This is a genomic window from Streptomyces sp. NPDC104202, assembly GCF_055584185.1.
Genome location: NZ_JBVJMN010000017.1, coordinates 70824 through 94907 on the forward strand (window position 1 = coordinate 70824; position 24084 = coordinate 94907).

General features: G+C 72.4%; 21 protein-coding genes. 8 read left to right on the plus strand and 13 right to left on the minus strand.

Annotated elements, in window-relative coordinates:
* Positions 1-214: 214 nt before the first annotated feature.
* The gene (locus ACZ60W_RS14290) at positions 215-1255 is read right to left on the minus strand and encodes a 3-isopropylmalate dehydrogenase (protein ID WP_469755603.1); all 1041 of its coding nucleotides are present in this window, start codon (positions 1253-1255) and stop codon (positions 215-217) included.
* Positions 1256-1345: 90 nt separating this feature from the next.
* Complete coding sequence (locus ACZ60W_RS14295; RefSeq protein ID WP_017235997.1) at positions 1346-1477, minus strand: hypothetical protein; 132 nt, start codon at positions 1475-1477, stop codon at positions 1346-1348.
* A gap of 291 nt (positions 1478-1768) precedes the next feature.
* On the opposite strand from ACZ60W_RS14295, the gene ACZ60W_RS14300 reads away from it, so the two are divergent.
* Entirely contained in the window at positions 1769-2110 is a 342-nt protein-coding gene (locus tag ACZ60W_RS14300; protein ID WP_469755604.1) for a PadR family transcriptional regulator, read from the plus strand.
* Entirely contained in the window at positions 2107-2826 is a 720-nt protein-coding gene (locus ACZ60W_RS14305; RefSeq protein WP_469755605.1) for a hypothetical protein, read from the plus strand. Before ACZ60W_RS14300 ends, ACZ60W_RS14305 begins: the two co-directional genes overlap by 4 nt.
* Before the next feature lie 64 nt (positions 2827-2890).
* Here ACZ60W_RS14305 and ACZ60W_RS14310 read toward each other — a convergent pair whose 3' ends face one another.
* Positions 2891-3427, minus strand: a complete 537-nt coding sequence (locus ACZ60W_RS14310; protein ID WP_469755606.1) for a GNAT family N-acetyltransferase — start codon at positions 3425-3427, stop codon at positions 2891-2893.
* A 111-nt stretch (positions 3428-3538) separates the two neighbouring features.
* Between ACZ60W_RS14310 and ACZ60W_RS14315 the strand changes: the two genes are divergently transcribed.
* Positions 3539-4426 (plus strand): alpha/beta fold hydrolase, encoded by an 888-nt coding sequence (locus tag ACZ60W_RS14315; protein ID WP_469755607.1) that lies wholly within the window; start codon positions 3539-3541, stop codon positions 4424-4426.
* Positions 4427-4476: 50 nt separating this feature from the next.
* On the opposite strand, the gene ACZ60W_RS14320 is transcribed toward ACZ60W_RS14315, so the two are convergent.
* Complete coding sequence (locus ACZ60W_RS14320) at positions 4477-4932, minus strand: MarR family winged helix-turn-helix transcriptional regulator (protein ID WP_469755608.1); 456 nt, start codon at positions 4930-4932, stop codon at positions 4477-4479.
* Between the two features lie 133 nt (positions 4933-5065).
* On the opposite strand from ACZ60W_RS14320, the gene ACZ60W_RS14325 reads away from it, so the two are divergent.
* The gene (locus ACZ60W_RS14325; protein ID WP_469755609.1) at positions 5066-6049 is read left to right on the plus strand and encodes a quinone oxidoreductase family protein; all 984 of its coding nucleotides are present in this window, start codon (positions 5066-5068) and stop codon (positions 6047-6049) included.
* A 72-nt stretch (positions 6050-6121) separates the two neighbouring features.
* On the opposite strand, the gene pruA is transcribed toward ACZ60W_RS14325, so the two are convergent.
* Positions 6122-7762 carry an L-glutamate gamma-semialdehyde dehydrogenase gene (gene pruA / locus ACZ60W_RS14330; protein WP_469755610.1) on the minus strand — a complete coding sequence of 547 codons (1641 nt, stop codon included), beginning with the start codon at positions 7760-7762 and terminating at the stop codon, positions 6122-6124.
* Positions 7763-7792: 30 nt separating this feature from the next.
* Entirely contained in the window at positions 7793-8719 is a 927-nt protein-coding gene (locus ACZ60W_RS14335) for a proline dehydrogenase family protein (protein ID WP_469755611.1), read from the minus strand.
* 184 nt (positions 8720-8903) lie between these two features.
* Here ACZ60W_RS14335 and ACZ60W_RS14340 point away from each other — a divergent pair, with 184 nt between their 5' ends.
* Both ACZ60W_RS14340 and ACZ60W_RS14345 read left to right on the plus strand, forming a co-directional pair.
* Positions 8904-10016, plus strand: coding sequence for a PucR family transcriptional regulator (locus ACZ60W_RS14340; protein WP_469755612.1), 1113 nt, complete (start codon positions 8904-8906; stop codon positions 10014-10016).
* 110 nt (positions 10017-10126) lie between these two features.
* The gene (locus ACZ60W_RS14345) at positions 10127-11119 is read left to right on the plus strand and encodes an NAD(P)-dependent alcohol dehydrogenase (RefSeq protein WP_469755613.1); all 993 of its coding nucleotides are present in this window, start codon (positions 10127-10129) and stop codon (positions 11117-11119) included.
* Here ACZ60W_RS14345 and ACZ60W_RS14350 read toward each other — a convergent pair.
* From ACZ60W_RS14350 to ACZ60W_RS14380, 7 genes are all read right to left on the minus strand, one after another.
* The gene (locus ACZ60W_RS14350) at positions 11091-11672 is read right to left on the minus strand and encodes a TetR/AcrR family transcriptional regulator (protein ID WP_469755614.1); all 582 of its coding nucleotides are present in this window, start codon (positions 11670-11672) and stop codon (positions 11091-11093) included. The genes ACZ60W_RS14345 and ACZ60W_RS14350 overlap by 29 nt on opposite strands.
* Positions 11673-11748: 76 nt before the next feature.
* Complete coding sequence (serA, locus tag ACZ60W_RS14355) at positions 11749-13338, minus strand: phosphoglycerate dehydrogenase (protein ID WP_469755615.1); 1590 nt, start codon at positions 13336-13338, stop codon at positions 11749-11751.
* Between the two features lie 237 nt (positions 13339-13575).
* A complete protein-coding gene (gene ilvC / locus ACZ60W_RS14360) occupies positions 13576-14577 on the minus strand; it encodes a ketol-acid reductoisomerase (protein ID WP_366308202.1) in 1002 nt (333 codons plus the stop codon).
* Between the two features lie 119 nt (positions 14578-14696).
* Positions 14697-15224, minus strand: coding sequence for an acetolactate synthase small subunit (ilvN, locus tag ACZ60W_RS14365; protein WP_351909000.1), 528 nt, complete (start codon positions 15222-15224; stop codon positions 14697-14699).
* A 41-nt stretch (positions 15225-15265) separates the two neighbouring features.
* A complete protein-coding gene (locus tag ACZ60W_RS14370) occupies positions 15266-17116 on the minus strand; it encodes an acetolactate synthase large subunit (protein WP_469755616.1) in 1851 nt (616 codons plus the stop codon).
* Between the two features lie 228 nt (positions 17117-17344).
* A complete protein-coding gene (locus ACZ60W_RS14375) occupies positions 17345-20098 on the minus strand; it encodes a putative bifunctional diguanylate cyclase/phosphodiesterase (RefSeq protein ID WP_469755644.1) in 2754 nt (917 codons plus the stop codon).
* Positions 20099-20774: 676 nt separating this feature from the next.
* Positions 20775-21740, minus strand: a complete 966-nt coding sequence (locus tag ACZ60W_RS14380) for a 2-hydroxyacid dehydrogenase (RefSeq protein WP_469755617.1) — start codon at positions 21738-21740, stop codon at positions 20775-20777.
* 75 nt (positions 21741-21815) lie between these two features.
* Here ACZ60W_RS14380 and ACZ60W_RS14385 point away from each other — a divergent pair, with 75 nt between their 5' ends.
* Positions 21816-22826, plus strand: coding sequence for an aldo/keto reductase (locus ACZ60W_RS14385; RefSeq protein WP_469755618.1), 1011 nt, complete (start codon positions 21816-21818; stop codon positions 22824-22826).
* A 102-nt stretch (positions 22827-22928) separates the two neighbouring features.
* Positions 22929-24074, plus strand: a complete 1146-nt coding sequence (locus ACZ60W_RS14390; protein WP_469755619.1) for a PQQ-dependent sugar dehydrogenase — start codon at positions 22929-22931, stop codon at positions 24072-24074.
* Positions 24075-24084: the final 10 nt, after the last annotated feature.

Genomic DNA, 24084 nt, shown 5'->3' on the forward strand with positions numbered 1-24084 from the left:
CACGCCTCAGTCTGCGGCTGACGCCCCGGTTACGAGGACGTCCGAGCATGCCCGCATGCCGCGGCCCCACGTTCGATTATCGCGCGTGGGGGCCGGTGCACGAAACGGGTGAACGCGGTCCAGGGTTCGATGGTGGCACCCTGCGGCCGCACAGGTACAGCCGCCGGGCGCTGAGGCGACCCGGCGGCTGCTGTGGAGAGTCAGTCGGCGCGGGTCAGCTCGCTACTCGCGCGGCGAGCGCGTCGCCGATCTCGTCCGTGGTGCGGACGGTGTCGCCCCGCTCGGTGAGGTCGGCCGCGACGGCCTCCTCGACCCGGGCGGCCTCGGCCTCGTAGCCGAGGTGGCGCAGCAGGAGGGCGACGGACAGGACGGTGGCCGTGGGGTCGGCCTTGCCCTGGCCCGCGATGTCCGGCGCGGAGCCGTGGACCGGCTCGAACATGGACGGGAAGGCGCCGCTCGGGTTGATGTTGCCCGAGGCGGCGACGCCGATGCCGCCGGAGACGGCCGCGGCGAGGTCGGTGATGATGTCGCCGAAGAGGTTGTCGGTGACGATCACGTCGAAGCGGGCCGGGTCGGTGACGAGGAAGATCGTCGCGGCGTCGACGTGCAGGTAGTCGGTGGCGACCTCCGGGAACTCGGCCGCGACCCGGTGGAACGTGTCCGTCCAGAGGTGGCCGGCGAAGGTCAGCACGTTGTTCTTGTGGACCAGCGTCAGCTTCTTGCGCGGACGGGCCTGGGCGCGGGCGAAGGCGTCCCGGACCACGCGCTCGACACCGAAGGCGGTGTTGACCGAGACCTCGGTGGCGACCTCGTGCGGGGTGCCCTTGCGGATGGTGCCGCCGTTGCCCGTGTAGGGGCCCTCGGTGCCCTCGCGGACGACCACGAAGTCGATCGCGGGCTGCCCGGCGAGCGGGGTGGCCACGCCGGGGAGCAGCTTCGACGGACGCAGGTTCACGTGGTGGTCGAAGGCGAAGCGGAGCTTCAGGAGGAAGCCGCGCTCCAGGACGCCGGACGGCACCGACGGGTCGCCGATGGCGCCGAGCAGGATGGCGTCGTGCTTCTTGAGGGAGTCGAGGTCGGCGTCGGTGAGGGTCTCACCGGTGGCGTGGTAGCGCTTGGCGCCGAAGTCGTACTCCTCCGTCTCCAGCTTCACGTCCTGGGGAAGGACGGCCGCGAGGATCTTGAGGCCCTGGGCCACGACCTCCTGGCCGATGCCGTCGCCGGGGATGACTGCGAGATTGATGCTGTGAGACATGTCGGCACCCTACTCTTCGTCCCATCGTCTGACACGTTCCGTCCGCCATGTGGACGAACGGACAGCCGGACGGCGGGCCCGCCGGGCCGGTCAGTGACCGGTGGAGCCGCCGTTGTCGCGACGGTCGAGGGCGCGCTGGAGCGCGGCGGCCGCGTTCTGGCGGGCCTCGTCGCTGGGGCGGTTGGCGGAGTGGCGGACGCGGGGGGCGGTCTGAACGGCCATGGGGGATCGACTCCTTGAGATCAGTGGTGATCCGGGCGTGCGGAGATCAGTGGTGATCGAAGGCGCCGGAAGGGGCGGGGAGCGTCGCCGCAGGGGTTGCCTGCACAGGGCGTCGTGCTCTCGGCCGCCATTCGCTTGATGAAGCGAGACGTTCGGCTTCTACAAAGCTAGGGCAGCCCTCCTCATCTGTCTCCACAATTACTCGGACTTCCTACTATCTGAGACGGCGACCTCCGAGGCGGGAACGCCATCTAGATTGCATTCCTACCTAGGTAGTGCTGAGATGCACCCATGGCCGCAGACCGCAGATCCAGCTGGCTCAAGGGAGTCCTCGACCTCCTCGTCCTCTCCTGTCTGACCCACGGCGAGAGTTACGGGTACGAGATCGCCAAGGCGCTCGCCGAGGCGGGCCTCGGCGAGATCAAGGGCGGGACCCTCTATCCCGTACTGAACCGGCTGGAGCAGGCGGATCTCGTCGAGGCCGAGTTCCGCGCCGCCGAGCGCGGACCCGGACGCCGCTACTACCGCCTCACCGCCCTGGGCCGGACCCGGCTCGCGGAGGAGGGCGCGGCCTGGACGGAGTTCCACCGGGCCGTACGGACGCAACTGCACGCAGGGGGAACCGCACCATGACCACCGACGCCTATTTCGCCGAGCTGACGGAGACGCTGCGCGCCGCGGGCGTGACCGAGGAGCAGATCGCGCGGACGACCGACGAACTGCGCGGGCACCTCGCGGAGACGGGGACCGCGCCCGAGGAGGAGTTCGGCCCGGCCGCGCTGTTCGCGGAGGGGCTCGGCGGCCTCGCCCCGGCGCCCGGCGAACCCGACGGCGCGGCGGAGCACTGGACGTGGACCGCCGACCTCTTCAACGACCGCCGGATGCTGGCCGTCCACGGCGACCAGGGCTGGGAGGTCGAATCGCTGGACGCGCTCGGCCGGTTCGTCTGCCGCCGGGCCCCCGGCATCGCGCTCGCCTGGGAGTACCGCCGCGAGGTGATCAAGGGCAGGCGCCGGACCCAGGTCCTGGGCGAGCTGGAGCCGGAGGGCTGGGAGCTCTGCGGCGAGTGGCTGGTGTACGGCTACTTCAAGCGCCCGAAGGCGGCGACCGACGGGCCCGCGGGGGCCCTGCCCTCCGTTCCGGCCGCCCCCGCGAAGCAGCTGTTCCTGAGCCGGCGCGGCAAGGCGCTGCTCGGCGCCTGGTTCGCGATCGTCGCCGCCGCCTACTTCGCCCTGGGCCTGCCGGGGTACGCGGTGCTCTTCGTCGCCCTCGGCAGCGCGGTCACGGCGGCGGTCACCGCCCGCCTGGAGACGGAGCGCGGCCGCGTGGAGGCGGGCCGGCAGGGCTGACCGGCTCCATGACGGCGCCAGTCCGCCCGCGCCGGTCCGCCCGCGCCGCCACAGCACGTCGCCGTCACAGCACGTCGCCGTCGCGCCAGTCGAAGGCCAGCGGATGGGCCGGGTCCGGGAGGACCCGGCCGGCCGCCGGCCGCAGGAGGAGGGACCCCTCCTCCTCGGCGAGGCGGACGGGCCCCTCGGGCCCGAGGGCGTCGAGTCGCCCCTCCCAGACCCGCCAGCCGCGCGCCCGGTAGAGCGCGCGCCCCTCGTCCGAGGCGCTGAGCGCCCCGAAGGCGAACGCCCCGTCGACGACGCGTTCCAGCTCGGCCATCACCGCCCCGCCGAGCCCCCGCCGCCGGAGGTCCGCGCGCACGGCGACCCCCTCGACGTAGCCGACGCGGTGGGAGCGGCCTCGGTGCAGGGCCCGCCGCAGGACGACGGCGCCGTGCGCGGCGACGCCCCGCCCGTCCTCGATCCAGGCGTGGACGCCGCCGAGGGCGTGGTCCCAGTCCTCGTCGGCGAAGTCGCCGCCGAAGGCGGTGTCGAGCAGCTCGCGGACGGCACGGAGCCGGACCGCCCCGAGTTCGTGGGTGGACGCGGTCCTCACGGTCATGGGCCCACCCTGCCACAGCCCTCCTAACCTCCTAAAAACCATTGACAGGTTAGAGCAAGACTTGCTTGAGTCTTCTCATAACCAGTGAAACGCATCTAAGGGGTTAGAACGATGTCCGTGCTGCCGACCCACCACCGCACCGTCACCGTCCGGGGCCACGAGATCGCCTACCGCGAGGCGGGTCCCGCCGACGCCCCCGTCCTCCTGCTGCTGCACGGCTTCCCCACCAGCTCGCACATGTTCCGCGACCTGATCCCGCTGCTCGCCCCCCACTACCGGCTGATCGCCCCCGACCACCTCGGCTTCGGCCGCAGCGCCGCCCCCTCGGCCGACGACTTCGACTACACCTTCGCCGGACTGGCCGCGCTCACCGACGACTTCACCCGGGCGCTGGGGCTGGAGCGGTACGCGCTCTACATCCAGGACTACGGCGCCCCCATCGGCCTGCGCCTCGCCCTGGCCCACCCGGAGCGCGTCACCGCGATCATCAGCCAGAACGGCAACGCCTACGAGGAGGGCCTCGGCGCCGACGCCTGGGCCCCGGTCCTCGCCCTGATCGCCGGCCGCACCCCCGAGACCGAGGAGCCGGTCCGCGCGATCCGCTCCCTCGACGGCATCCGGTGGCAGTACGAGACCGGCGTCCCGGACCGCTACCGCGACCTGCTGGACCCCGGCGCCTGGCACCACGACGCCGCACTGATGGCCCGCGAGGGCCAGGACGACATCCAGCTCGGCCTCATCGCCGACTACGGCACCAACTTCGCCCTCTACCCGGCCTTCCAGGAGTACTTCCGCACCAGCCGGGTGCCCCTACTCGCCGTCTGGGGCGAGGGCGACCAGGTCTTCGTCCCCGCCGGCGCCGAGGCCTTCCGCCGCGACCTCCCGGACGCCGAGGTCCACCTCCTCCCCACCGGCCACTTCGCCCTGGAGACCCACGCCCCGGCGATCGCCTCGCTCATCGACGACTTCCTGGCCCGGCGGGTCGCGAAGGACGCGTGAGAACCGCCCCCGCGCCACCCCCGTCCACCCGGCCGCCGGCCCGGATCCCGTCAGCGGGTCCGGGCCGCCGGCGTCTGGTCGACGAGGACCGCCGTGGTGCGGTCGAGGAGATCGCAGAGGGCGGCGTGCTCGGCGGGGGTGAACGCGTCGGTGAGCGCCCGCTCCAGGACGATGACCTCCTCGTACGCCCGGCCCAGCACGGACAGCCCCTCGGCGGTCGGCGTGACGATCTGCACCTTGGCGTGCACGGGCGACGGGTCGCGCCGGACGAGCCCCTTGCCCTCCATGGTGGCGACGACGCTGGCCATGCTCTGCTGGGTCACTCCGCAGGCGCGCGCCGCCTGGGCCGCGGACATCCCGCCCTCCCGCGAGAGGGTGAGCAGCACGGTGTACTGCGTCATGGTCAGCCCGTGCCCGCGCAGCACGGCCTCGTGGTGCGCCATCAGCGCCTGCTCCGCTCGCCTGATCCGGCTGCAGAGGTACTCCTCGACGGGCATGTCGGCCATGCGCTCACTCCCTCGTTCCCGTACCCGGCACCCGCATTCACAGAATCCTGTGTTGACTCAGGTACCTGTTACACCTACCGTTCCCGACGACGGCCTGTCACAGGATACTGAGTCAGCACAGGAGGCTGCTTCCATGAGGGCGATCGTTCTCGACAGCGACGACCACTACCGCATCACCGAGCTCGACACCCCCGCCCCCGGCCCCGGCGAGGTCGCGCTCCGCGTGGCCTACGCCGGCGTCCAGTGGGGCGACACGATGGTCAGGGACGGCCTCTTCCCGGTGCCCCGCCCCTTCGTCCCCGGCTTCGAGGCGTCCGGGCACGTCGTCGCGGTCGGGCCCGGCGTCGACGAGGACCGCCTCGGGGAGGCCGTCACCGCGCTCGCCGCGGGCGGCGCCCACGCCGAGGTGCTCGTCGTCCCTTCGGTCCTCGCGCTCGCCGTCGGCGACCTGCCGCTGCGGACGGCGGCGGCGTTCGGCTGGTCCACTCCGACCGCCTACGACCTCGTCCACACCGTCGCCCGGGTGCGCGCCGGCGACCGGGTCCTGATCCACGGCGCGGCCGGCGCGGTCGGCGGCCAGGCCGCGCAGTTCGCCCGGCTGGCCGGCGCCGCCCGGATCGTCGGCGTGGCCGGGAGCGCCGGCCGGGCCGCCTACGCGGCCGGATCCGGCTTCGACGAGGTCCTGGTGCGCGAGGACCTCCCTGCCGCACTCGGCGACGAACGGTTCGACGTCGTCCTCGACCCGGTCGGCGGCCCGACCCGCCGGGCCGGGCTGCGCGCGCTCGCCCCGCACGGACGCCTCGTCGCGTACGGCGCGCTCGGCGGCGGCGGGACCGTCCTCGCCGACACCGACGCGCTGCTCGGGGACGGCCGGTCGCTGATGACCTACAACGGCGCGCTGCTGAGCCGTACGCACCCCGAACGCCTCGCCGACTCCGCCCGCCGCGCGCTCGGCCTGCTCGCCGAGGGACGGATCTCCGTCGACGTCACCGCGGAGTACGGCCCGGCCGAGCTCGGCCTCGCGGTGCGCCGGCTCCGCGAGGGCGCCACGCACGGCAAGAGCGTGCTCCGCGTCGCCGGGGGGTTCGACGCCCCGCCCGGCCCGGCCGGCGCATGAGAACCGCCCCCGTCCTCGGTTGGGGGACCGGGGAGGGGGGCGGTGTCAGGGGGCCTCGGTGAGGCGGGGGCGTCAGCCCATGTGGGGGTAGCCGTACTCGGTCGGCGGGACCAGGGTCTCCTTGATGGCGCGGGTCAGCGTCCAGCGCATCAGGTTCTGCGGGGCGCCGGCCTTGTCGTTGGTGCCCGAGGCACGGCCGCCGCCGAAGGGCTGCTGGCCGACGACGGCGCCGGTCGACTTGTCGTTGATGTAGAAGTTGCCCGCGGCGAAGCGGAGCTTCTCCATCGTGGCCGCGGTGGCCGCGCGGTCGCCGGAGATGACCGAGCCGGTGAGGGCGTAGTCCGAGACCGACTCCATCTGGGTCAGCATCGCGTCGTACCCGTCGGCGGCGCTGTCGTCGTACACGTGGATCGCCAGGATCGGGCCGAAGTACTCGGCCTTGAAGACCTCGTTCTCCGGGTCCGTGCAGGCGATGACGGTCGGGCGGACGAAGTAGCCCACCGAGTCGTCGTACGTGCCGCCGGCGATGATCGTGCAGGTCGGGTCGGCCGCGGCACGGTCGATCGCGGCCTTGTTCTTGGCGAACGAGCGCTCGTCGATGACGGCGCCGATGAAGTTCGACAGGTCGGTGACGTCACCCATGGTGATGCCGTCGACCTCCGCCGCGAACTCCTCCTTGAAGCCGTCGTTCCAGATCGACGCCGGGATGTACGCGCGCGAGGACGCGGAGCACTTCTGGCCCTGGAACTCGAAGGAGCCGCGGGTCAGCGCGGTCTTCAGGATGGCGCGGTCGGCGCTGGGGTGCGCGACGACGAAGTCCTTGCCGCCGGTCTCGCCCACGATCCGCGGGTAGGAGCGGTACTTCTCGATGTTGGTGCCGACCGTCTTCCACAGGTGCTGGAAGGTGCGGGTCGAGCCGGTGAAGTGGATACCGGCCAGGTCGCGGTGGTTGAGGGCCACCTCGGAGACGGCGATGCCGTCACCGGTCACCAGGTTGATGACGCCCTTGGGCAGGCCGGCCTCCTCCAGGAGCTCCATGAGGAGCACGGCGGAGTGGGTCTGCGTCGGGGACGGCTTCCAGACCACCACGTTGCCCATGAGGGCGGGGGCGGTGGGCAGGTTGCCCGCGATCGCCGTGAAGTTGAACGGCGTGATCGCGTAGACGAAGCCCTCCAGCGGGCGGTGGTCCAGACGGTTCCACACACCCGGGGAGTTGGCCGGCGGCTGCTCGGCCAGGATCTGACGGGCGTACGCCACGTTGAAGCGCCAGAAGTCGACGAGCTCGCACGGGGTGTCGATCTCGGCCTGCTGGGCGGTCTTCGACTGGCCGAGCATGGTCGACGCGGCGAGCGTCTCGCGCCACGGGCCGGCCAGCAGCTCGGCGGCGCGCAGGATGATCGCGGCGCGGTCGTCGAAGGACATCGCGCGCCAGGCCGGGGCCGCGGCCAGGGCGGCGTCGATCGCGTCCTGGGCGTCCTGCTCGGTGGCGCCGCGGAAGGTGCCGATGACGGCCGCGTGGTTGTGCGGCTGGACGACCTTGAACTCCTCGCCGCCGCCGAGACGCTTCACGCCGCCGATGGTCATCGGCAGCTCGCGCGGGTTCTCGGCCAGCTCCTTGAGCTTGGTCTCCAGGCGGGAGCGCTCGGGGGAACCGGGGGCGTAGCTGTGCACCGGCTCGTTGACCGGAGCGGGGACCTGGGTGACAGCGTCCATGAGTCTCGATACTCCTTGTGAGAGGTGGGCTCAGCCCTTGGTGAGGATGGAGCGGACGAAGAAGAGCAGGTTGGCCGGCTTCTCCGCGAGGCGGCGCATGAAGTAGCCGTACCAGTCGGTGCCGTAGGCGGTGTACACGCGCATGCGGTGCCCCTCGGCGGCGAGCCGGTTCTGCTCCTCCGTGCGGATGCCGTACAGCATCTGGAACTCGTACTCGTCCAGCTTGCGCCCGGCGCGGCGGGCGAGCTCCTGGCCGACGGAGATCAGGCGCGGGTCGTGGGAGCCGATCATCGGGTAGCCCTCACCCTCCATCAGGATCTTCATGATCCGGACGTAGGCCTTGTCGATCTCGGGCTTGTCCTGGAGGGCGACGGAGGCGGGCTCCTTGTAGGCGCCCTTCACGATGCGGACGCGGGAGCCCTCGGCCGCGAGGCGGCGGGCGTCGTCCTCGGTGCGGAAGAGGTACGCCTGGATGACGCAGCCGGTCTGCGGGAAGGACTTCCGCAGCTCGGTGTGGATGGCGAACATCGAGTCGAGGGTGGTGTGGTCCTCGGCGTCCAGGGTGACCGTGGTGCCGATCTCGGCGGCGGCCTCGACGACCGGGCGGACGTTCGCGAGGGCCAGCTCGTGGCCGTTCTCCAGCGACTGTCCGAACATCGAGAGCTTGACGGACATCTCGGCGCGCTCGCCGAGGCCCAGCTCCTTGAGGCGGCCGATGAGCTCCAGGTAGGCGTCCCGCGCGGCGTGGGACTGCTCGACGGTGGTGATGTCCTCGCCGACGACGTCGAGGGTGACCTCCAGGCCGCGGTCGCCCAGCTCGCGGACGATCGGCACGACGTCGTCGACGGACTCGCCGGCGATGAAGCGGGCGACGACCTGCTTGGTCCCGGGGGCGGCCGACACGAAACGGCGCATCTTGTCGCTGCGCGACGCGGCGAGGATCACGGGACCCAGCACGGGGCACCTCCAGAAAGTGCATGAGGAGAAAGGGGCCATATCCGGATCAGGGGAACGAACCGGGAACAGCACGGAGAACCACCGTGAAACCTATGGATCGCTCCGATCCTCTGCCATCGACAGCTGTCACGCATCCGTACGCGGCATCTCATACACATGTCTGAAGGGGTGCGAGAATGGCCTCGTGAAGGGCGATTACCAAGAACTGGTGGACGAGATCTCCGCACTGCTGGGCGCCCCGGCGACGCTGGAGAACCGCGATTTCGGGCTGATCGCCTTCGGGGCGCACGACAGCGACGACGACACCGCGATGGACCCCGTCCGGACCCGGTCGATCCTGACCCGGAAGTCCACCCCGGCGGTCCGCGCCTGGTTCGAGGGGTACGGCATCACCCGGGCGACGGGCCCGGTCCGCATCCCGGCCGCCCCGGACGCGGGCGTCTTCCGGGACCGCATCTGCCTCCCGGTACGCCATCGGGGTGTGGTCCTCGGCTACGTCTGGCTGCTCGACGCCGAGCCCGGCCCCTCCCGCGCGCAGCTGGCCGCCGCCATGGACGTCGCCGCCCGCATCGGCGACCTCCTCGCCGACGAGGAGCGGGCGGACGCCGACCTCTCCCGCGAGTTCGCCGCGGTGCTGACCGCCGGGCGCGGCTGGCAGAGCGACATGGCCGTCGCGGCCCTGCGGGCGGCCCTCGGCCCCAGCGCCGACGGCCTGCACGCCCTGGTCTGCGTGACGCCCTGGCGGGGCGAGGCCCCCTCGGTCCGGGCGGTGTCCGGCGCGGCGGCGGTCGCCACCCTCCCGGAGGCCGACTCCCTCGCCGTCCTCGTACGGCTGCGCACCGCCGAGGACCTCTCCCCCGCCCACGCCGCCGCGGAACGGCTGCGCGGGACCGCGCCCGCCGGGATCGCCACGCCCCGCCGGGGCCTGACCGAGCTCCCGGCGGCCTGGCGCGAGGCCAGTACGGCGGCCCGTGCCGCCGCGGCCCAGCCGACGCTCGGTCCGGTCGCCGAGTGGGCCGGGATCGGCCCGTACCGGCTGCTCGCCGCGCTCTACCACCCCGAGGTCGATCCCGTCGTCGCGCCGCTGCTCGCCCCCGCCCACGCCGAACTGGCCCGTACCGCCGAGGTGTTCCTCGACCACGCCGGCCAGGCGGGCCGCACGGCGGCCGCCCTGGGCATCCACCGGCAGACCCTCTACTACCGGCTGTCACGGGTCGAACAGCTCACGGGCCTCGACCTGGACGACGGCGAGGACCGCCTCCTGCTCCACATGTCCCTGAAGTCGGCCAAGCTGTAGCCCTCCGGGCTGACCGACCCTCAGGGCCGTGTCGGGGTCGTCCCCGATGTCCGGACGCCGCCGGGCGCCCTACCGTCGTGGACGACACGGGGAACGGCCGAGGAGGCGTCATGAAGGCGTGGGTGCAGGACCGGTACGGATCGGCGGACGTGCTGGAGTTCGCCGAGGTCGCGCGGCCGGTGCCGGGCGAGCGGGAGGTCCTGGTCCGGGTGCACGCGGCCGCGGTCAACGCGGCCGACTGGCACCTCATGCGGGGCGACCCGTACGTGGCCCGGCTCGCCCTCGGTCCGCGAAGACCGAGGGAGCGGATCCGGGGCCGGGACTTCGCCGGCCGCGTCGAGGCCGTGGGCCCCGGGGTGACCGGGCTGCGCCCCGGGGACGAGGTCTTCGGGGAGGCACCCGGGACGTTCGCCGAGTACGTGTGCGCCCCCGAGGGGACGACCGCACGCAAGCCGGCCGGCCTGACCTTCGAACAGGCGGCGGCCATCCCGCTGGCGGGCAACACCGCCCTGATGGGGCTGCGGGACCTGGGGAACGTGCGGCCGGGCGCGAAGGTGCTGGTCAACGGTGCTTCCGGCGGCGTCGGGACCTTCGCCGTGCAGCTTGCCAAGGCGCTGGGCGCCGAGGTGACCGGGGTGTGCAGCGCCCGGAACGCCTCCCTGGTCCTCGGGCTCGGCGCGGACCGGGTGGTCGACTACACCCGGGAGGACTTCGCCGCCGGCCGGGACCGCTACGACCTGGTGTTCGACCTGGTGGGCAACCGGTCGCTGGCCGACCTCCGGCGGGTCCTCTCCCCCACCGGCACGCTCGTCCTCTCCGGCGGGGGCGTCTTCGAGGGCGGCAGCCTCTTCGGGCCGATGTCCTTGATCCTCAAGGGGCAGTTGCTCTCCCGGCTCCCCGGCCGCCGGATCCGCGTCCTGACGGCCGTGCCGCGCCGGGAGAACCTGGCGGCGCTGCGGGAGTTCGCCGAGCGCGGCGCCGTCGTGCCGGTGGTCGAGCGGACCTATCCGCTGGCCGAGGCGCCCCGGGCGCTGCGGCACGTCGAGGAGGAGCACGCCCGGGCCAAGGTGGTCCTCAGCTGTCCTCCCCCATCAGGACCTTGAGCCCCGCGGTGAGGTCGTCGGCGCTCGGCGCCGTCTCCGGGTCGACCATCCACTGGATCATCACGCCGGTGGCCAGCGCCTGGCAGAGCAGCCCGGCGACCCTGGCCTTCTCGGGGTCGGCCTCCGGGTCGATGCCGAGGAAGCCCTCGGCCATCCCGAGCCGCCCCTCGCGCTGCGGCTCCTTGATGGCGTCGCGCAGCTTCTCGTCGTCGTCGAGCCGGGTGACGATCTCGGTCTGCAGCTTCCAGACCGGCCGGCTCGCCTCGGCCGCACCGATCACCTGTTCCCAGACGGCGTGGAAGCGCCGGTACGGGTCGGCCGGCAGCGGGCGCTTCTCCTCGCCGGAGCCGGCGGGGCCGACCTGCTCGCCCCACTCCTCGGTGAGCGCGAGGAACGCCTGCTGGAGCAGGGCGTCCTTGGAGCCGTAGTGGTAGCCGATGGAGGCCAGGTTGGTGCCGGACGCGGCGACGATGTCGCGCGCGGTGGTGCGCCCGTACCCCTTCTCCAGGAGGCAGCGCTTGGCGCCGTCGAGCAGGTCTTCCTTGTGTCCCATGACAGCACTGTACCCGGCCGTTAGACAATCGTGTAAGACGAACGTCTAGCGACCGGGTACGGGGTGCGGGGGTACGTCAGATCAGGTTGACCGAACGGGCCGAGGCGGCGCCGATCTCCTGCGCGATCTCCGCGAGGACCGGGGCCGGGACGGTGTCGTCCACGGTCAGGACGACGAGCGCCTCGCCGCCCTCCTCCGCGCGCGCCACCTGCATGCCCGCGATGTTCAGACCGGCCTCGCCGAGGATGCGGCCGACGGTGCCGACGACACCCGGACGGTCGTCGTAGCGCAGCACGACCATGTGGTCGGCGAGCGCCACGTCCACGTCGTAGTCGCCGACCGCGACGATCTTCTGGAGGTGCTTGGGGCCGGCCAGGGTGCCGGAGACCGACACCTCCTCGCCGTTCGACAGCGTGCCGCGGACGGTGACCACGTTGCGGTGGTCGGGCGACTCGGAGCTCGTCGTCAGCCGCACCTCGACACCGCGCTCCTGCGCGAACAGCGGGGCGTTGACGTACGAGACGGTCTCGTCGACGACGTCCTCGAACACGCCCTTGAGCGCGGAGAGTTCGAGCACCTTCACGTCGTGCTGGGTGATCTCGCCGTACACCTCGACGTCGAGACGGGCCGCGACCTCGCCCGCCAGCGCGGTGAAGATCCGGCCGAGCTTCTCGGCGAGCGGCAGACCCGGCTTCACGTCCTCGGCGATGACGCCGCCCTGGACGTTGACCGCGTCCGGGACCAGCTCGCCGGCGAGCGCCAGGCGCACCGAACGGGCGACCGCGATGCCGGCCTTCTCCTGGGCCTCGTCCGTGGACGCGCCGAGGTGCGGGGTGCAGACGACCTGGTCGAGCTCGAACAGCGGGGAGTCCGTGCAGGGCTCCTTCGCGTACACGTCGAGGCCCGCGCCGGCGACCCGGCCCTCCTTGAGGGCGGTGTAGAGCGCCGCCTCGTCCACGATCCCGCCGCGCGCGGCGTTGACGATCCGGACCGAGGGCTTGACCTTGTGCAGCGCCTCGTCGCCGATGAGGCCGAGGGTCTCCGGGGTCTTCGGCAGGTGGACGGTGATGAAGTCCGCGACCTCCAGGAGCTCGTCCAGGGCCAGCAGCTTCACCCCCATCTGGGCGGCGCGGGCGGGCTGCACGTAGGGGTCGTACGCGACGATCTTCATGCCGAAGGCCGACATGCGCTGGGCGACCAGGACGCCGATGCGGCCGAGGCCGACGACACCGAGGGTCTTCTCGCTGAGCTCGACGCCCGTGTACTTGTTGCGCTTCCACTCGCCGTTCTTCAGGGCGGTGTTGGCCTGCGGGATGTTGCGCGCGGTGGCGACGAGCAGACCGCACGCGAGCTCGGCGGCGGTGACGATGTTCGACGTCGGGGCGTTGACGACCATGACGCCGGCCTTGGTGGCGGCGGAGACGTCGACGTTGTCCAGACCGACGCCGGCACGGGCGACGACCCGCAGCTTGTTCGCGGCGGCGAGGGCCTCGGCGTCGACCTTGGTCGCGGAACGGACCAGGATCGCGTCCACATCGGCGATGGCGGGGATCAGCTCGGCGCGGTCGGCACCGTTGCAGTGCCGGATCTCGAAGTCCGGGCCCAGCGCGTCGACGGTGGCGGGCGACAGCTCTTCAGCGATGAGTACGACAGGTTTCGAGCTCACGTGAGTCCTCACAGGTCCAGTGCGGACGGCCGTCCCGACGGCCGCAGGCGGTGGAGGGGGCTTGCCGCGTGAAAGCGCACGACGCTGTGGGCCTGACGCGTATGTTGTTGAGCAGTGTAGTGCTGTGGCGGCGCGCTTCATGCGCCTCGTTGGAAGGATCACCCGTCCGTGGTTGGACGGGGTGTCCAACGATGCGGGAAGGGGCCGGACATGGTGTCCGGCCCCCGCCCGAGAGGCTTACGCCTCCTCGTCGTTCACCCAGCTCATGAGCTTCCGCAGCTCCTTGCCGGTGGTCTCCAGGAGGTGGTTGGCGTCCTGGGTCTTGTACTCGTTGTACTTCTTCAGGCCGCCGTGGTACTCGGCCATCCACTCCTTGGCGAAGGTGCCGTCCTGGATCTCCGCGAGGACCTTCTTCATCTCGGCCTTGGTGGCGTCGGTGATGATCCGCGGGCCGGTGACGTAGTCGCCCCACTCGGCGGTCTCGGAGACCGACCAGCGCATCTTCTCCAGGCCGCCCTCGTACATGAGGTCGACGATGAGCTTCAGCTCGTGGAGGCACTCGAAGTACGCGATCTCCGGCTGGTAGCCGGCCTCGGTCAGGGTCTCGAAGCCCGCCTTGACCAGCGCCGCGGTGCCACCGCAGAGGACGGCCTGCTCACCGAACAGGTCGGTCTCGGTCTCCTCGGTGAAGGTGGTCTTGATGACGCCGGCGCGGGTGCCGCCGATGCCCTTGGCGTACGAGAGCGCCAGGTCGAAGGCCTTGCCGGTGGCGTCCTGCTCGACGGCCGCGATGCACGGGACGCCGCGGCCCTCCTCGTACTGACGGCGGACCAGGTGGCCCGGGCCCTTCGGGGCGACCAGGGCGACGTCGACGCCCTCGGGGACCTTGATGAAGCCGTAGCGGACGTTCAGGCCGTGGCCGAAGAAGAGCGCGTCGCCCTCCTTCAGGTGGTCCTTGATGGACTCCTCGTAGACCTGGGCCTGGATCGGGTCCGGGGTCAGGATCATGATGAGGTCGGCCTCGGCCGCGGCCTCGGCGACGGAGACGACGCGCAGGCCCTGCTCCTCGGCCTTGGCCTTGGACTTCGAGCCCTCCTGGAGACCGACGCGGACGTCGACACCGGAGTCACGGAGCGACAGCGCGTGGGCGTGGCCCTGGCTGCCGTAGCCGATCACCGCGACCTTGCGGCCCTGGATGATGGACAGGTCTGCGTCGGCGTCGTAGAACAGCTCGGCCACTGGAAATCTCCTTGAGGTGCTGGTGTTGCGTCCCACCGTACGGCGGGGAGCGGGAGGAAGGTTTTCGGGTCTCGTCAGTCGGACCGCCGGGTGGACCGGCGGTCGACCTCCGATGACGCTCAGGCGCTGCGGTCGAGGGCGCGCAGGGACCGGTCCGTGATGGACCGGGAACCACGCCCTATGGCGATCGTGCCGGACTGGACGAGCTCCTTCACGCCGAACTGCTCGAGCATCTTGAGCATCGCGTCGAGCTTGTCACTCGAACCGGTGGCCTCGATGGTGACCGCCTCGGGCGAGACGTCCACGGTCTTGGCGCGGAACAGCTGCACGATCTCGACGATCTGGGAGCGGGTCTCGTTGTCGGCGCGGACCTTCACCAGGACGAGCTCGCGCTGGATCGCGGCGCTGGGCTCGAGTTCGACGATCTTCAGGACGTTGACCAGCTTGTTGAGCTGCTTGGTCACCTGCTCCAGGGGCAGGCCCTCGACATTGACCACGATGGTGATGCGGGAGATGTCGGGGTGCTCGGTGATGCCGACGGCGAGGGAGTCGATGTTGAAGCCGCGGCGGGAGAACAGGGCGGCGATCCGGGCGAGGATGCCGGGCGTGTTCTCGACGAGAACGGAGAGCGTGTGCTTGGTGGACATGGTCTGGGTCTCTTCCTTTTCGCTCTGCTGCGTTCCGCGCTTCAGTCGTCTTCGCCGTCGCCGAAGTCGGGGCGGACGCCCCGTGCGGCCATGACCTCGTCGTTCGAGGTGCCGGCGGCGACCATGGGCCAGACCTGGGCGTCCTCGTGGACGATGAAGTCGATCACGACCGGGCGGTCGTTGATGGCGTTGGCCTCGGCGATGACCTTGTCCAGGTCGGCCGGGTCCTCACAGCGCAGGGCGACGCAGCCCATGGCCTCGGAGAGCTTGACGAAGTCGGGGACGCGGGTGCCCTTGTTCGCCTGGATGTCGTCCGGGCCGGAGTGCAGCACCGTGTTGGAGTAGCGCTGGTTGTAGAAGAGGGTCTGCCACTGGCGGACCATCCCGAGGGCGCCGTTGTTGATGATGGCGACCTTGATCGGGATGTTGTTCAGGGCACAGGTGGTGAGCTCCTGGTTGGTCATCTGGAAGCAGCCGTCGCCGTCGACCGCCCAGACCGTGCGGTCCGGCATGCCGGCCTTGGCGCCCATCGCGGCGGGGACCGCGTACCCCATCGTCCCGGCGCCGCCGGAGTTCAGCCAGGTGGCGGGCTTCTCGTAGTCGATGAAGTGGGCGGCCCACATCTGGTGCTGGCCGACGCCCGCCGTGAAGATCGTGCCCTCGGGGGCGAGCCGGCCGATGCGCTGGATGACCTGCTGCGGCGAGAGGCTGCCGTCCTCCGGCAGGTCGTAGCCCAGCGGGTAGGTCTCGCGCCAGCGGTTCAGGTCGCTCCACCAGGCGGTGTAGTCGCCGCGGTTGCCCTCGCTGTGCTCCGCCTGGACGGCCTGGACCAGGTCGGCGATGACCTCGCGGGCGTCACCGACGATCGGGACGTCGGCGGCGCGGTTCTTGCCGATCTCGGCCGGGTCGATGTCCGCGTGGACGATCTTGGCGAACGGCGCGAAGCTGTCGAGCTTGCCGGTGACGCGGTCGTCGAAGCGGGCGCCGAGGGCGACGATCAGGTCGGCCTTCTGCAGCGCGGTGACCGCGGTGACCGCGCCGTGCATGCCCGGCATGCCCACGTGCAGCGGGTGGCTGTCGGGGAAGGCGCCGAGGGCCATCAGGGTGGTGGTGACCGGGGCGCCGGTCAGCTCGGCGAGGATCTTCAGCTCGGCCGTGGCGCCGGCCTTGATGACACCGCCGCCGACGTACAGCACGGGGCGCTTGGCCGCGGAGATGAGTTTGGCGGCCTCGCGGATCTGCTTGGCGTGCGGCTTGGTCACCGGACGGTAGCCGGGCAGGTCGGTCTGCGGCGGCCAGCTGAAGGTGGTCTTCGCCTGGAGGGCGTCCTTGGCGATGTCGACCAGGACCGGACCCGGGCGGCCGGTGGAGGCGATGTGGAACGCCTCGGCGATGGTCCGCGGGATGTCCTCGGCCTTGGTGACCAGGAAGTTGTGCTTGGTGATCGGCATCGTGATGCCGCAGATGTCCGCCTCCTGGAAGGCGTCCGTGCCGATGGCCTTCGAGGCCACCTGGCCGGTGATCGCGACCATCGGGACCGAGTCCATGTGCGCGTCGGCGATCGGGGTGACCAGGTTGGTCGCACCGGGACCGCTGGTCACCATGCAGACGCCGACCTTGCCGGTGGCCTGGGCGTAGCCGGTGGCCGCGTGGCCCGCGCCCTGCTCGTGACGGACCAGGATGTGGCGCACCTTCTGCGAATCCATCAGCGGGTCGTAGGCCGGGAGGATGCAGCCGCCGGGCAGACCGAAGATGGTGTCCGCGCCCACCTCTTCGAGAGAGCGGATGAGGGACTGCGCACCCGTGACGTGCTCGACGGTGGTGGCGGGCTGCGCGCCGCCGCGGGGCCGCGGCTGCGGATGGTGCCCGGTGGCCTGGTCGGTCATCAGCATCTCTTCTCGAAGCAGAGGGTTTTTGCGAGGTGTTTTGCGAGGGTTTGCGGCGATTTTGGGGTGAGCCAGTGCAACAAAAAACCCCTCGTGCCGTGAGGCAAGCGAGGGGAGCGCGTCGGGTGCGTTCTAAGCCGGGCCTACTGTGGCCCCGCTTCAGCCGACGCGCTTTCCAAGTACGAGAATTCGGGTGCGCATGGCACTGACCCTCCCTCTCCGGCCTCACCACTGTCAAGTGGGTGGGACGGGCGTCTCAGTATGTGAGCCGATCGGGGGACGGTTTCCGGCCGGTACGGGAACCCCGCCGGGGAGCGGATAGTCGCCCCGCACCAGGGCCCTGCGCAGCCGGTACTCGTCCAGCGGACCCGAGAAGGCCATCCCCTGGGCGTGGCTGCATCCCATCGCACGCAGGGCGATGACCTGCTCCGGCACGTCGACGCCGTCGGCGACGGTCTGCATCCCCAGCTCGCCGGCGATACGGAGCACCCCACGCGTGATCTTGCGGAGCCGGGGCGACTCGACCACGCCCTCGACGAGCCCCCGGTCCAGCTTCAGTATGTCGACCGGAAGCCTCCTGAGGGCGTTGATCGCCACATGTCCGCTGCCGAATCCGTCGAGCGCGATCCGCACCCCGAGGCGGCGCAGCGCGACCAGGCGCTGTTCGAGCTCGTCGAGGGCGGTCCTGGCGTCGGTGTCGGCGAGTTCGATGACGAGCGAGCCGGAGGGCAGGCCGTGCCGGGTGAGCAGGGACTCGACCGTGGCGAGCGGCAGCGAGCGGTCGAGGAGGCGGCGGGCGGGGAGGCGGATGGCGACCGGGGCGCGGTGGCCGATTCCCGCCCGCTCCGCGGCCTGCTCCACCGCCTCCTCCAGGAGCCAGCGGCCGAGCTCCGCGGTGCGCTCCCCGCCGTCGCTGACCCGGAGGTACTCCGCGGGGGTGAAGAGGATGCCCTGCGCGGAGCGCCAGCGCGCCTGCGCGCTGACGGCCGCGATCCGGCCGGTGGCGAGGTCGACGACCGGCTGGTGGAGGAGGGCGAACTCGCCGTCGTGGAGGGCGGTGCGCAGCCGGGAGGCCAGCTCCGTGCGCCGGACGATCTCGGCCTGCATCTGGGGTGCGTACAGCTCGACGCGGTCCTTGCCGGCGGCCTTGGCGCGGTACATGGCGAGGTCCGCGTTGCGCAGGAGGTCGCCGGCCTCCATGTCGGGCTCGGCGAAGGCGACGCCGATGGAGGCGGCGACCCGCACCTCGTTGCCGCCGTCGACGCGGTACGGCTGGGAGAGCGTGAGCCGGAGCCGGTCGGCGATCTCCTGGACCTGGCCCTGGCGGGCGGCCCGGTCGCGTCCGCCGTCGCCGACGATGAGGGCGGCGAACTCGTCGCCGCCGAGCCGGGCGGCCGTGTCGCCGGCCCGGACGGAGTCGTGCAGCCGCCGGGCGGCCTGGACGAGGAGGTCGTCGCCCGCCTGGTGGCCGAGGCGGTCGTTGACCGCCTTGAAGCCGTCGAGGTCGATGAAGAGCACGGCGGCGCCGGCGTCGGAGGAGCGCCGGCCGGCGAGGGCCTGCCGCACGCGCCGGGTGAACAGCGCGCGGTTGGGCAGGTCGGTGAGCGGGTCGTGCTCGGCGTTGTGCTGCAACTGGGCCTGGAGCCGGACGCGTTCGGTCACGTCACGGCTGTTGAAGATCAGACCGCCCTGGTGCCGGTTGACGGTCGACTCCACGTGGAGCCAGTCGCCGCGGCCGGAGCGGAAGCGGCACTCGATCCGGGTGGTGGGCTCCTCGGCGGGCGAGACGGCCAGGAACCGCCGCACCTCGTGGACGACGGCGCCGAGGTCCTCGGGGTGGATGAGGGAGGCCAGTTCGGAGCCGACGAGCTCGTCGGCGTCACGGCCGTACACCCCGCTCGCCGCGGGGCTCACGTAGCGGAGGACCCCGGTCGGCGCGGCGATCATGATGACGTCGCTCGACCCCTGCACGAGGGACCGGAAGTGGTTCTCCTTCTGGGCCAGTTCGTGGGTGAGGGCGATGTTGTCGAGGAGCATGATGCCCTGCCGCACGACGAGGGCGAGCACCACGGTGCAGCCGGTCAGGACGACGACCTTGTCGACCCGGCGCCCCTCGACCACGTTGTACAGGATGCCGAGGGTGCAGACCGCCGCGGCGAGGTACGGGGTGAGGGCCGCCAGCGAGCCGGCGACGGGGCGGCTGTGGAGCAGGGGACCGCGGGCGGCGACCGCGGCGTCGGGCGGGCGGCGCACCCCCCAGGGCGCGTAGGCCAGGAGCAGCGAGCCGGCGAACCAGCCGGCGTCGAGCAGCTGGCCCGAGGCGTAGTTCTCGCGGAGCAGCGGCGAGGTGAACAGGGCGTCGCACAGCACCGTCAGGGCGAGCGCGGCGATGGCCGTGTTGGTCGCCGAGCGGTTCGCCTGCGAGCGCCGGAAGTGCAGCACCAGGACCATGCTGACGAGCACGATGTCGAGCAGCGGGTAGGCCAGCGAGAGCGCGGCCTGGGCGACGGACTCTCCCTCGAAGTGGGCGGTGCGGGCGAGGGCGAGGCTCCAGGACAGCGTCAGCAGGGAGCCGCCGATGAGCCAGGCGTCGAGCCCCAGGCAGACCCAGCCGGCCCGGGTGACGGGCTTCTTGGCGAGGACGAGGAGGCCGACGATGGCGGGCGGGGCGAAGAGTAAGAAGAAGAGGTCGGCGACCGAGGAGTCCGGCACGTCCGCGCGGAGCACGACCTCGTACCAGCCCCACACCGCGTTGCCGGCGGAGGCCATGAACGAGGAGAAGGCGAAGAGCAGCCAGGCGGGCCGGGCGCTGCCGCGGTGGGCCCGGCCGTAGAGGAAGCAGGAGACCGCGGCGGTCAGGGCGGCGGCGCTGAGCCCGAAGTCGCCCATGAAGAGGGCGAGCCGCGGGGAGCCCCAGCCGAGCGAGGCGCCCGTGGTGTATCCCGCGCAGATCAGGCCCAGGGTGACCTGGGCGAGGACCGACCGCAGGCCGGTCCGCTCCTGGTCCCGGCCACGGTCCCGACCCCGCCCACGGTCCTGGTCCCGGCGCGCGTCGCCGTCGGCGGCGGGGCGGGCGAGGACCGCCCCGGGGGCGCTCACCGGCCCGTCCGGCGTCGCGGCGCCGCAGCCGGCCGCCTCGTGCGGGCGGGCCTGTGGCTCGTGGACGGCGCCGGGGGCGTGTCCGTCGCAGTCGCCGGGTGCCGCGTCCGACGGGGCGGCGGCGCCGCCCTCGGGGCCCCCGCCTCCCGTGCCGCGCGGCCCCGGTCCGGTGTGCGGCCCGGGGACGGACGGTTCGGCGGCGCGGGGCGCGCCGTGCTGCGCGGCCTGTTCCGGTACCGAGCGCGCGAGGCCGCCGGTGAGGCGCGGAAGGCCGGCCGACGGCGGCGTCGCCGCGTCGGATCGTCGGTCGTCCGGCCGTGCCGCACCCGCCGCCCCCCTCGGAATCTGATGTCCCGTCACTTCGCTCCCCAGCGTCAGCCCGTACTCGACGCAGTCCCCCGCTCCGGGACGATACACCAGGACCGTCACTCAGGGACAGGGTCGCAGTACTCTGCGTGACGACCCCGGACTCGTGCGTCACGCGGACCCGCGGCGCGCGCCGACCGGCCGGTCCTGCCGGACACCCGGTCCGGCGGGACCGGGGGGCGGGACCGCCCGGCGCCGCTCAGCCGGTGGTCAACAGCACGTTGGCCAGCTCCTCGCCGGCCGCGAACCGCCGGAGCTGCCCGGCGATCAGCCGCTTCGCGCGCGGCATGAAGGCCGAGGTCGAACCTCCCACATGGGGGCTGATCAGGACACCGGGAGCGTGCCACAACGGGTGGCCGGCCGGCAGCGGTTCCGGGTCGGTGACATCGAGTGCCGCCGTGATCCGGCCGCTCTCGACCTCCTTGAGGAGCGCGGCGGTGTCGACGACGGGTCCCCGGGCCACGTTCACCAGCAGCGCGCCGTCCTTCATCCGGCCGAGGAAGCCGGCGTCGGCGAGATGCCTGGTGGCGGGGGTGAGCGGCGTGGAGAGGACGACCACGTCCGCCTCGGGCAGCAGGGCGGGCAGCTCGGTCAGGGCGTGGACCGGGCCGCGCTCTGTGGTGCGCGCGGAGCGTGCGACGCGCGCCACCCGCGCGCACTCGAAGGGCGCGAGCCGGTCCTCGATCGCGGCGCCGATCGACCCGTACCCGACGATCAGGACGGACTTGTCGGCGAGCTCGGGGTAGAAGCCGGCCCGCCACTCCTCGGCGTCCTGGCCGCGCACGAACCCGGGGATGCCGCGCAGCGAGGCGAGGATCAGCGCGAGGGTCAGCTCCGCGGTGCTGGCCTCGTGGACGCCCTTGGCGTTGCACAGGGCGACGCCGGGCCGCAGCGAGCCGATGCCGGGCGTGACGTGGTCGATGCCCGCGGACAGGGTCTGCACGGCCCGGAGCGAGGTCATCGCGGCCAGCGGCCGTACGGCGATCTCGGACCCCTTCATGTAGGGCACCACGTAGAAGGCGCACCGCGCCGGATCGGCCGGGAACTCCGGACCGCCGTCCCAGAAGCGGTAGTCCAGTCCTGACGCGCCCGGCTCGGGGAGCCCCTCGATCTCGTCCGCGGGAACCGGAAGCCACACGTCGGCGGCCGTGTCTTCGAATCTCATGACCGGGAGGCTATGCGAAGAATCCCGTGCGCCATTGGTTACTTTGGGGGACGGCACAGGGAGGGGTACCGGCAGGTGGAGCGCAGGACTATCGGGGCGACGGCGCTCGACGTGGGTGCGATCGGCCTGGGGTGCATGCCGATGAGCTGGGCGTACAGCCGTTCGGAACAGCGCGGGGACCGTTCGCTGCGGACCGTGCACGCGGCGCTCGACGCCGGGGTGAGCCTGCTCGACACCGCCGACATGTACGGACCGTTCACCAACGAGCTTTTGCTCGGGCGGGTGTTGAAGGAGCGGCGGACGGACGCGTTCGTCTCCACGAAGTGCGGACTGCTCGTCGGCGACCAGCACGTCGTCGCCAACGGCAGGCCGGGATACGTGCGTCGGGCCTGCGACGCCTCGCTGCGGCGGCTCCAGACCGACGTGATCGACCTGTATCAACTGCACCGCGCGGACCCCGAGGTGCCGGTCGAGGAGACCTGGGGCGCCATGGCCGACCTGGTGTCGGCCGGCAAGGTGCGGGCGCTCGGCCTGTGCGCGGTCGGCGCCCGCGCGGCCCGCCGGGGCGCGGTGGGCGCGGCACGGGACGGCTATGAGGGAACGATCCGCCAACTGGAGCGCGTACAACAGGTGTTTCCGGTGGCGGCGGTGGAGGCGGAGCTGTCCGTGTGGTCGCAGGAGGCGCTGGCGCGGCTGCTGCCGTGGTGCGCCGCGCGGGGCGTGGGCTTCCTGGCCGCGATGCCGCTGGGGAACGGTTTCCTCACCGGGACGCTGACGCCCGGCAGCGGCTTCGAGCGGGACGACCCGCGGGCCCGGCACCCGCGGTTCACCGCGGAGATGATGGCCGCGAACCAGCCGCTCGTGGCGGGGCTGCGGAGGGTCGCCGCGCGGCACGGGGCGGAGGTCACCCCGGCGCAGGTGGCGCTGGCCTGGGTGCTCGGGCGGGGCGCGCACGTCGTGCCGGTGCCGGGGGCGAAGCGGGAACGGTGGGCGGTGGAGAACGCGGGGGCGGCCGGGCTCCGGCTGACGGCGGCGGACCTGGCGGAGATCGCCTCGCTCCCGGCGCCCCGGGGCTCCTGGGACTGACGCGCCCCGCCCGAGCGGTGCGCGGCGGTCGGGAACCCGATCGGGCCGAGCGGTGTATCAAGGGTGAAGGGATGCCGCTCGACTCGTCGAAGGGGACCGGACATGAGCCGTCCTGCTGTTGTGAAGGCCCTGTGGGGCGCCGCCGTGCTGGTGCTCGTGGCCGGCTGCTCCTCGGGGGACCCCTCGGACCCCGGGGACCGGCCGGGCACGTCCCCGCCGGCCGCGGTCTCCCCCTCGGCGACGGCCGCGTCGCCGGGCTCCGGGGCCCCGTCCGGCGGCGGGCGGGTGACGGTGGCGGGGACGCTGACCGAGGGGCTGAAGTCCCCGTGGGGGGTCGCCCGGCTGCCCGGCGGCGACCTGCTGGTCTCCTCGCGGGACGAGCGCACGATCACCCGGGTGGACGGGCGGACCGGCGCGAGGAGGGTGCTCGGCGAGGTGCCGGGGGTCGTCCCCGGCGGGGAGGGCGGCCTGCTGGGCCTCGCCGTCCGGGACGGCTGGGTGTACGCGTATCTGACCGCCGCGTCCGACAACCGCATCGTGCGCCTGCGGTACGGCGGCGGCGAGGGTGACCGGCTGGGCGCGCCGGAGCCGGTGCTGACCGGCATTCCCAAGGGGTTCGTGCACAACGGCGGGCGGATCGGCTTCGGCCCGGACGGCATGCTGTACGCGGGGACGGGCGAGACGGGCCGGACCGGCCTCGCCCAGGACCGGAGCTCGCTGGGCGGGAAGATCCTGCGGATGACGCCGGAGGGGCGCCCCGCCCCCGGCAACCCGGTCGCGGGCTCGGTGGTCTACTCGTCCGGGCACCGCAACGTGCAGGGCATCGCCTGGGACGCGGCGGGCCGGCTGTGGGCGGCCGAGTTCGGGCAGAACACCTGGGACGAGCTGAACCTGATCGAGCCCGGCGGGAACTACGGCTGGCCCGAGGTGGAGGGCCGGGCCGGGCGGGCGGGGTTCGTCGACCCGGTGGCCCAGTGGCCGACCTCGGAGGCGTCCCCGAGCGGCATCGCGTACGCGCGGGGGGCGATCTGGATGGCCGCGCTGCGCGGCGAGCGGCTGTGGCGCGTGCCGCTGTCCGGCGCGGAACGTTCGGGGGACCCGGAGGCGTTCCTGACAGAGGAGTACGGCCGCCTGCGCACGGTGGTCGCGGCGGGTGACGGACTGCTCTGGCTGGTGACCAGCGAGACCGACACCCGGGGGACGCCGGGTCCGGGGGACGACAGGATCCTCCGGCTGGAGGTGGACTGAAGGAGGCGGT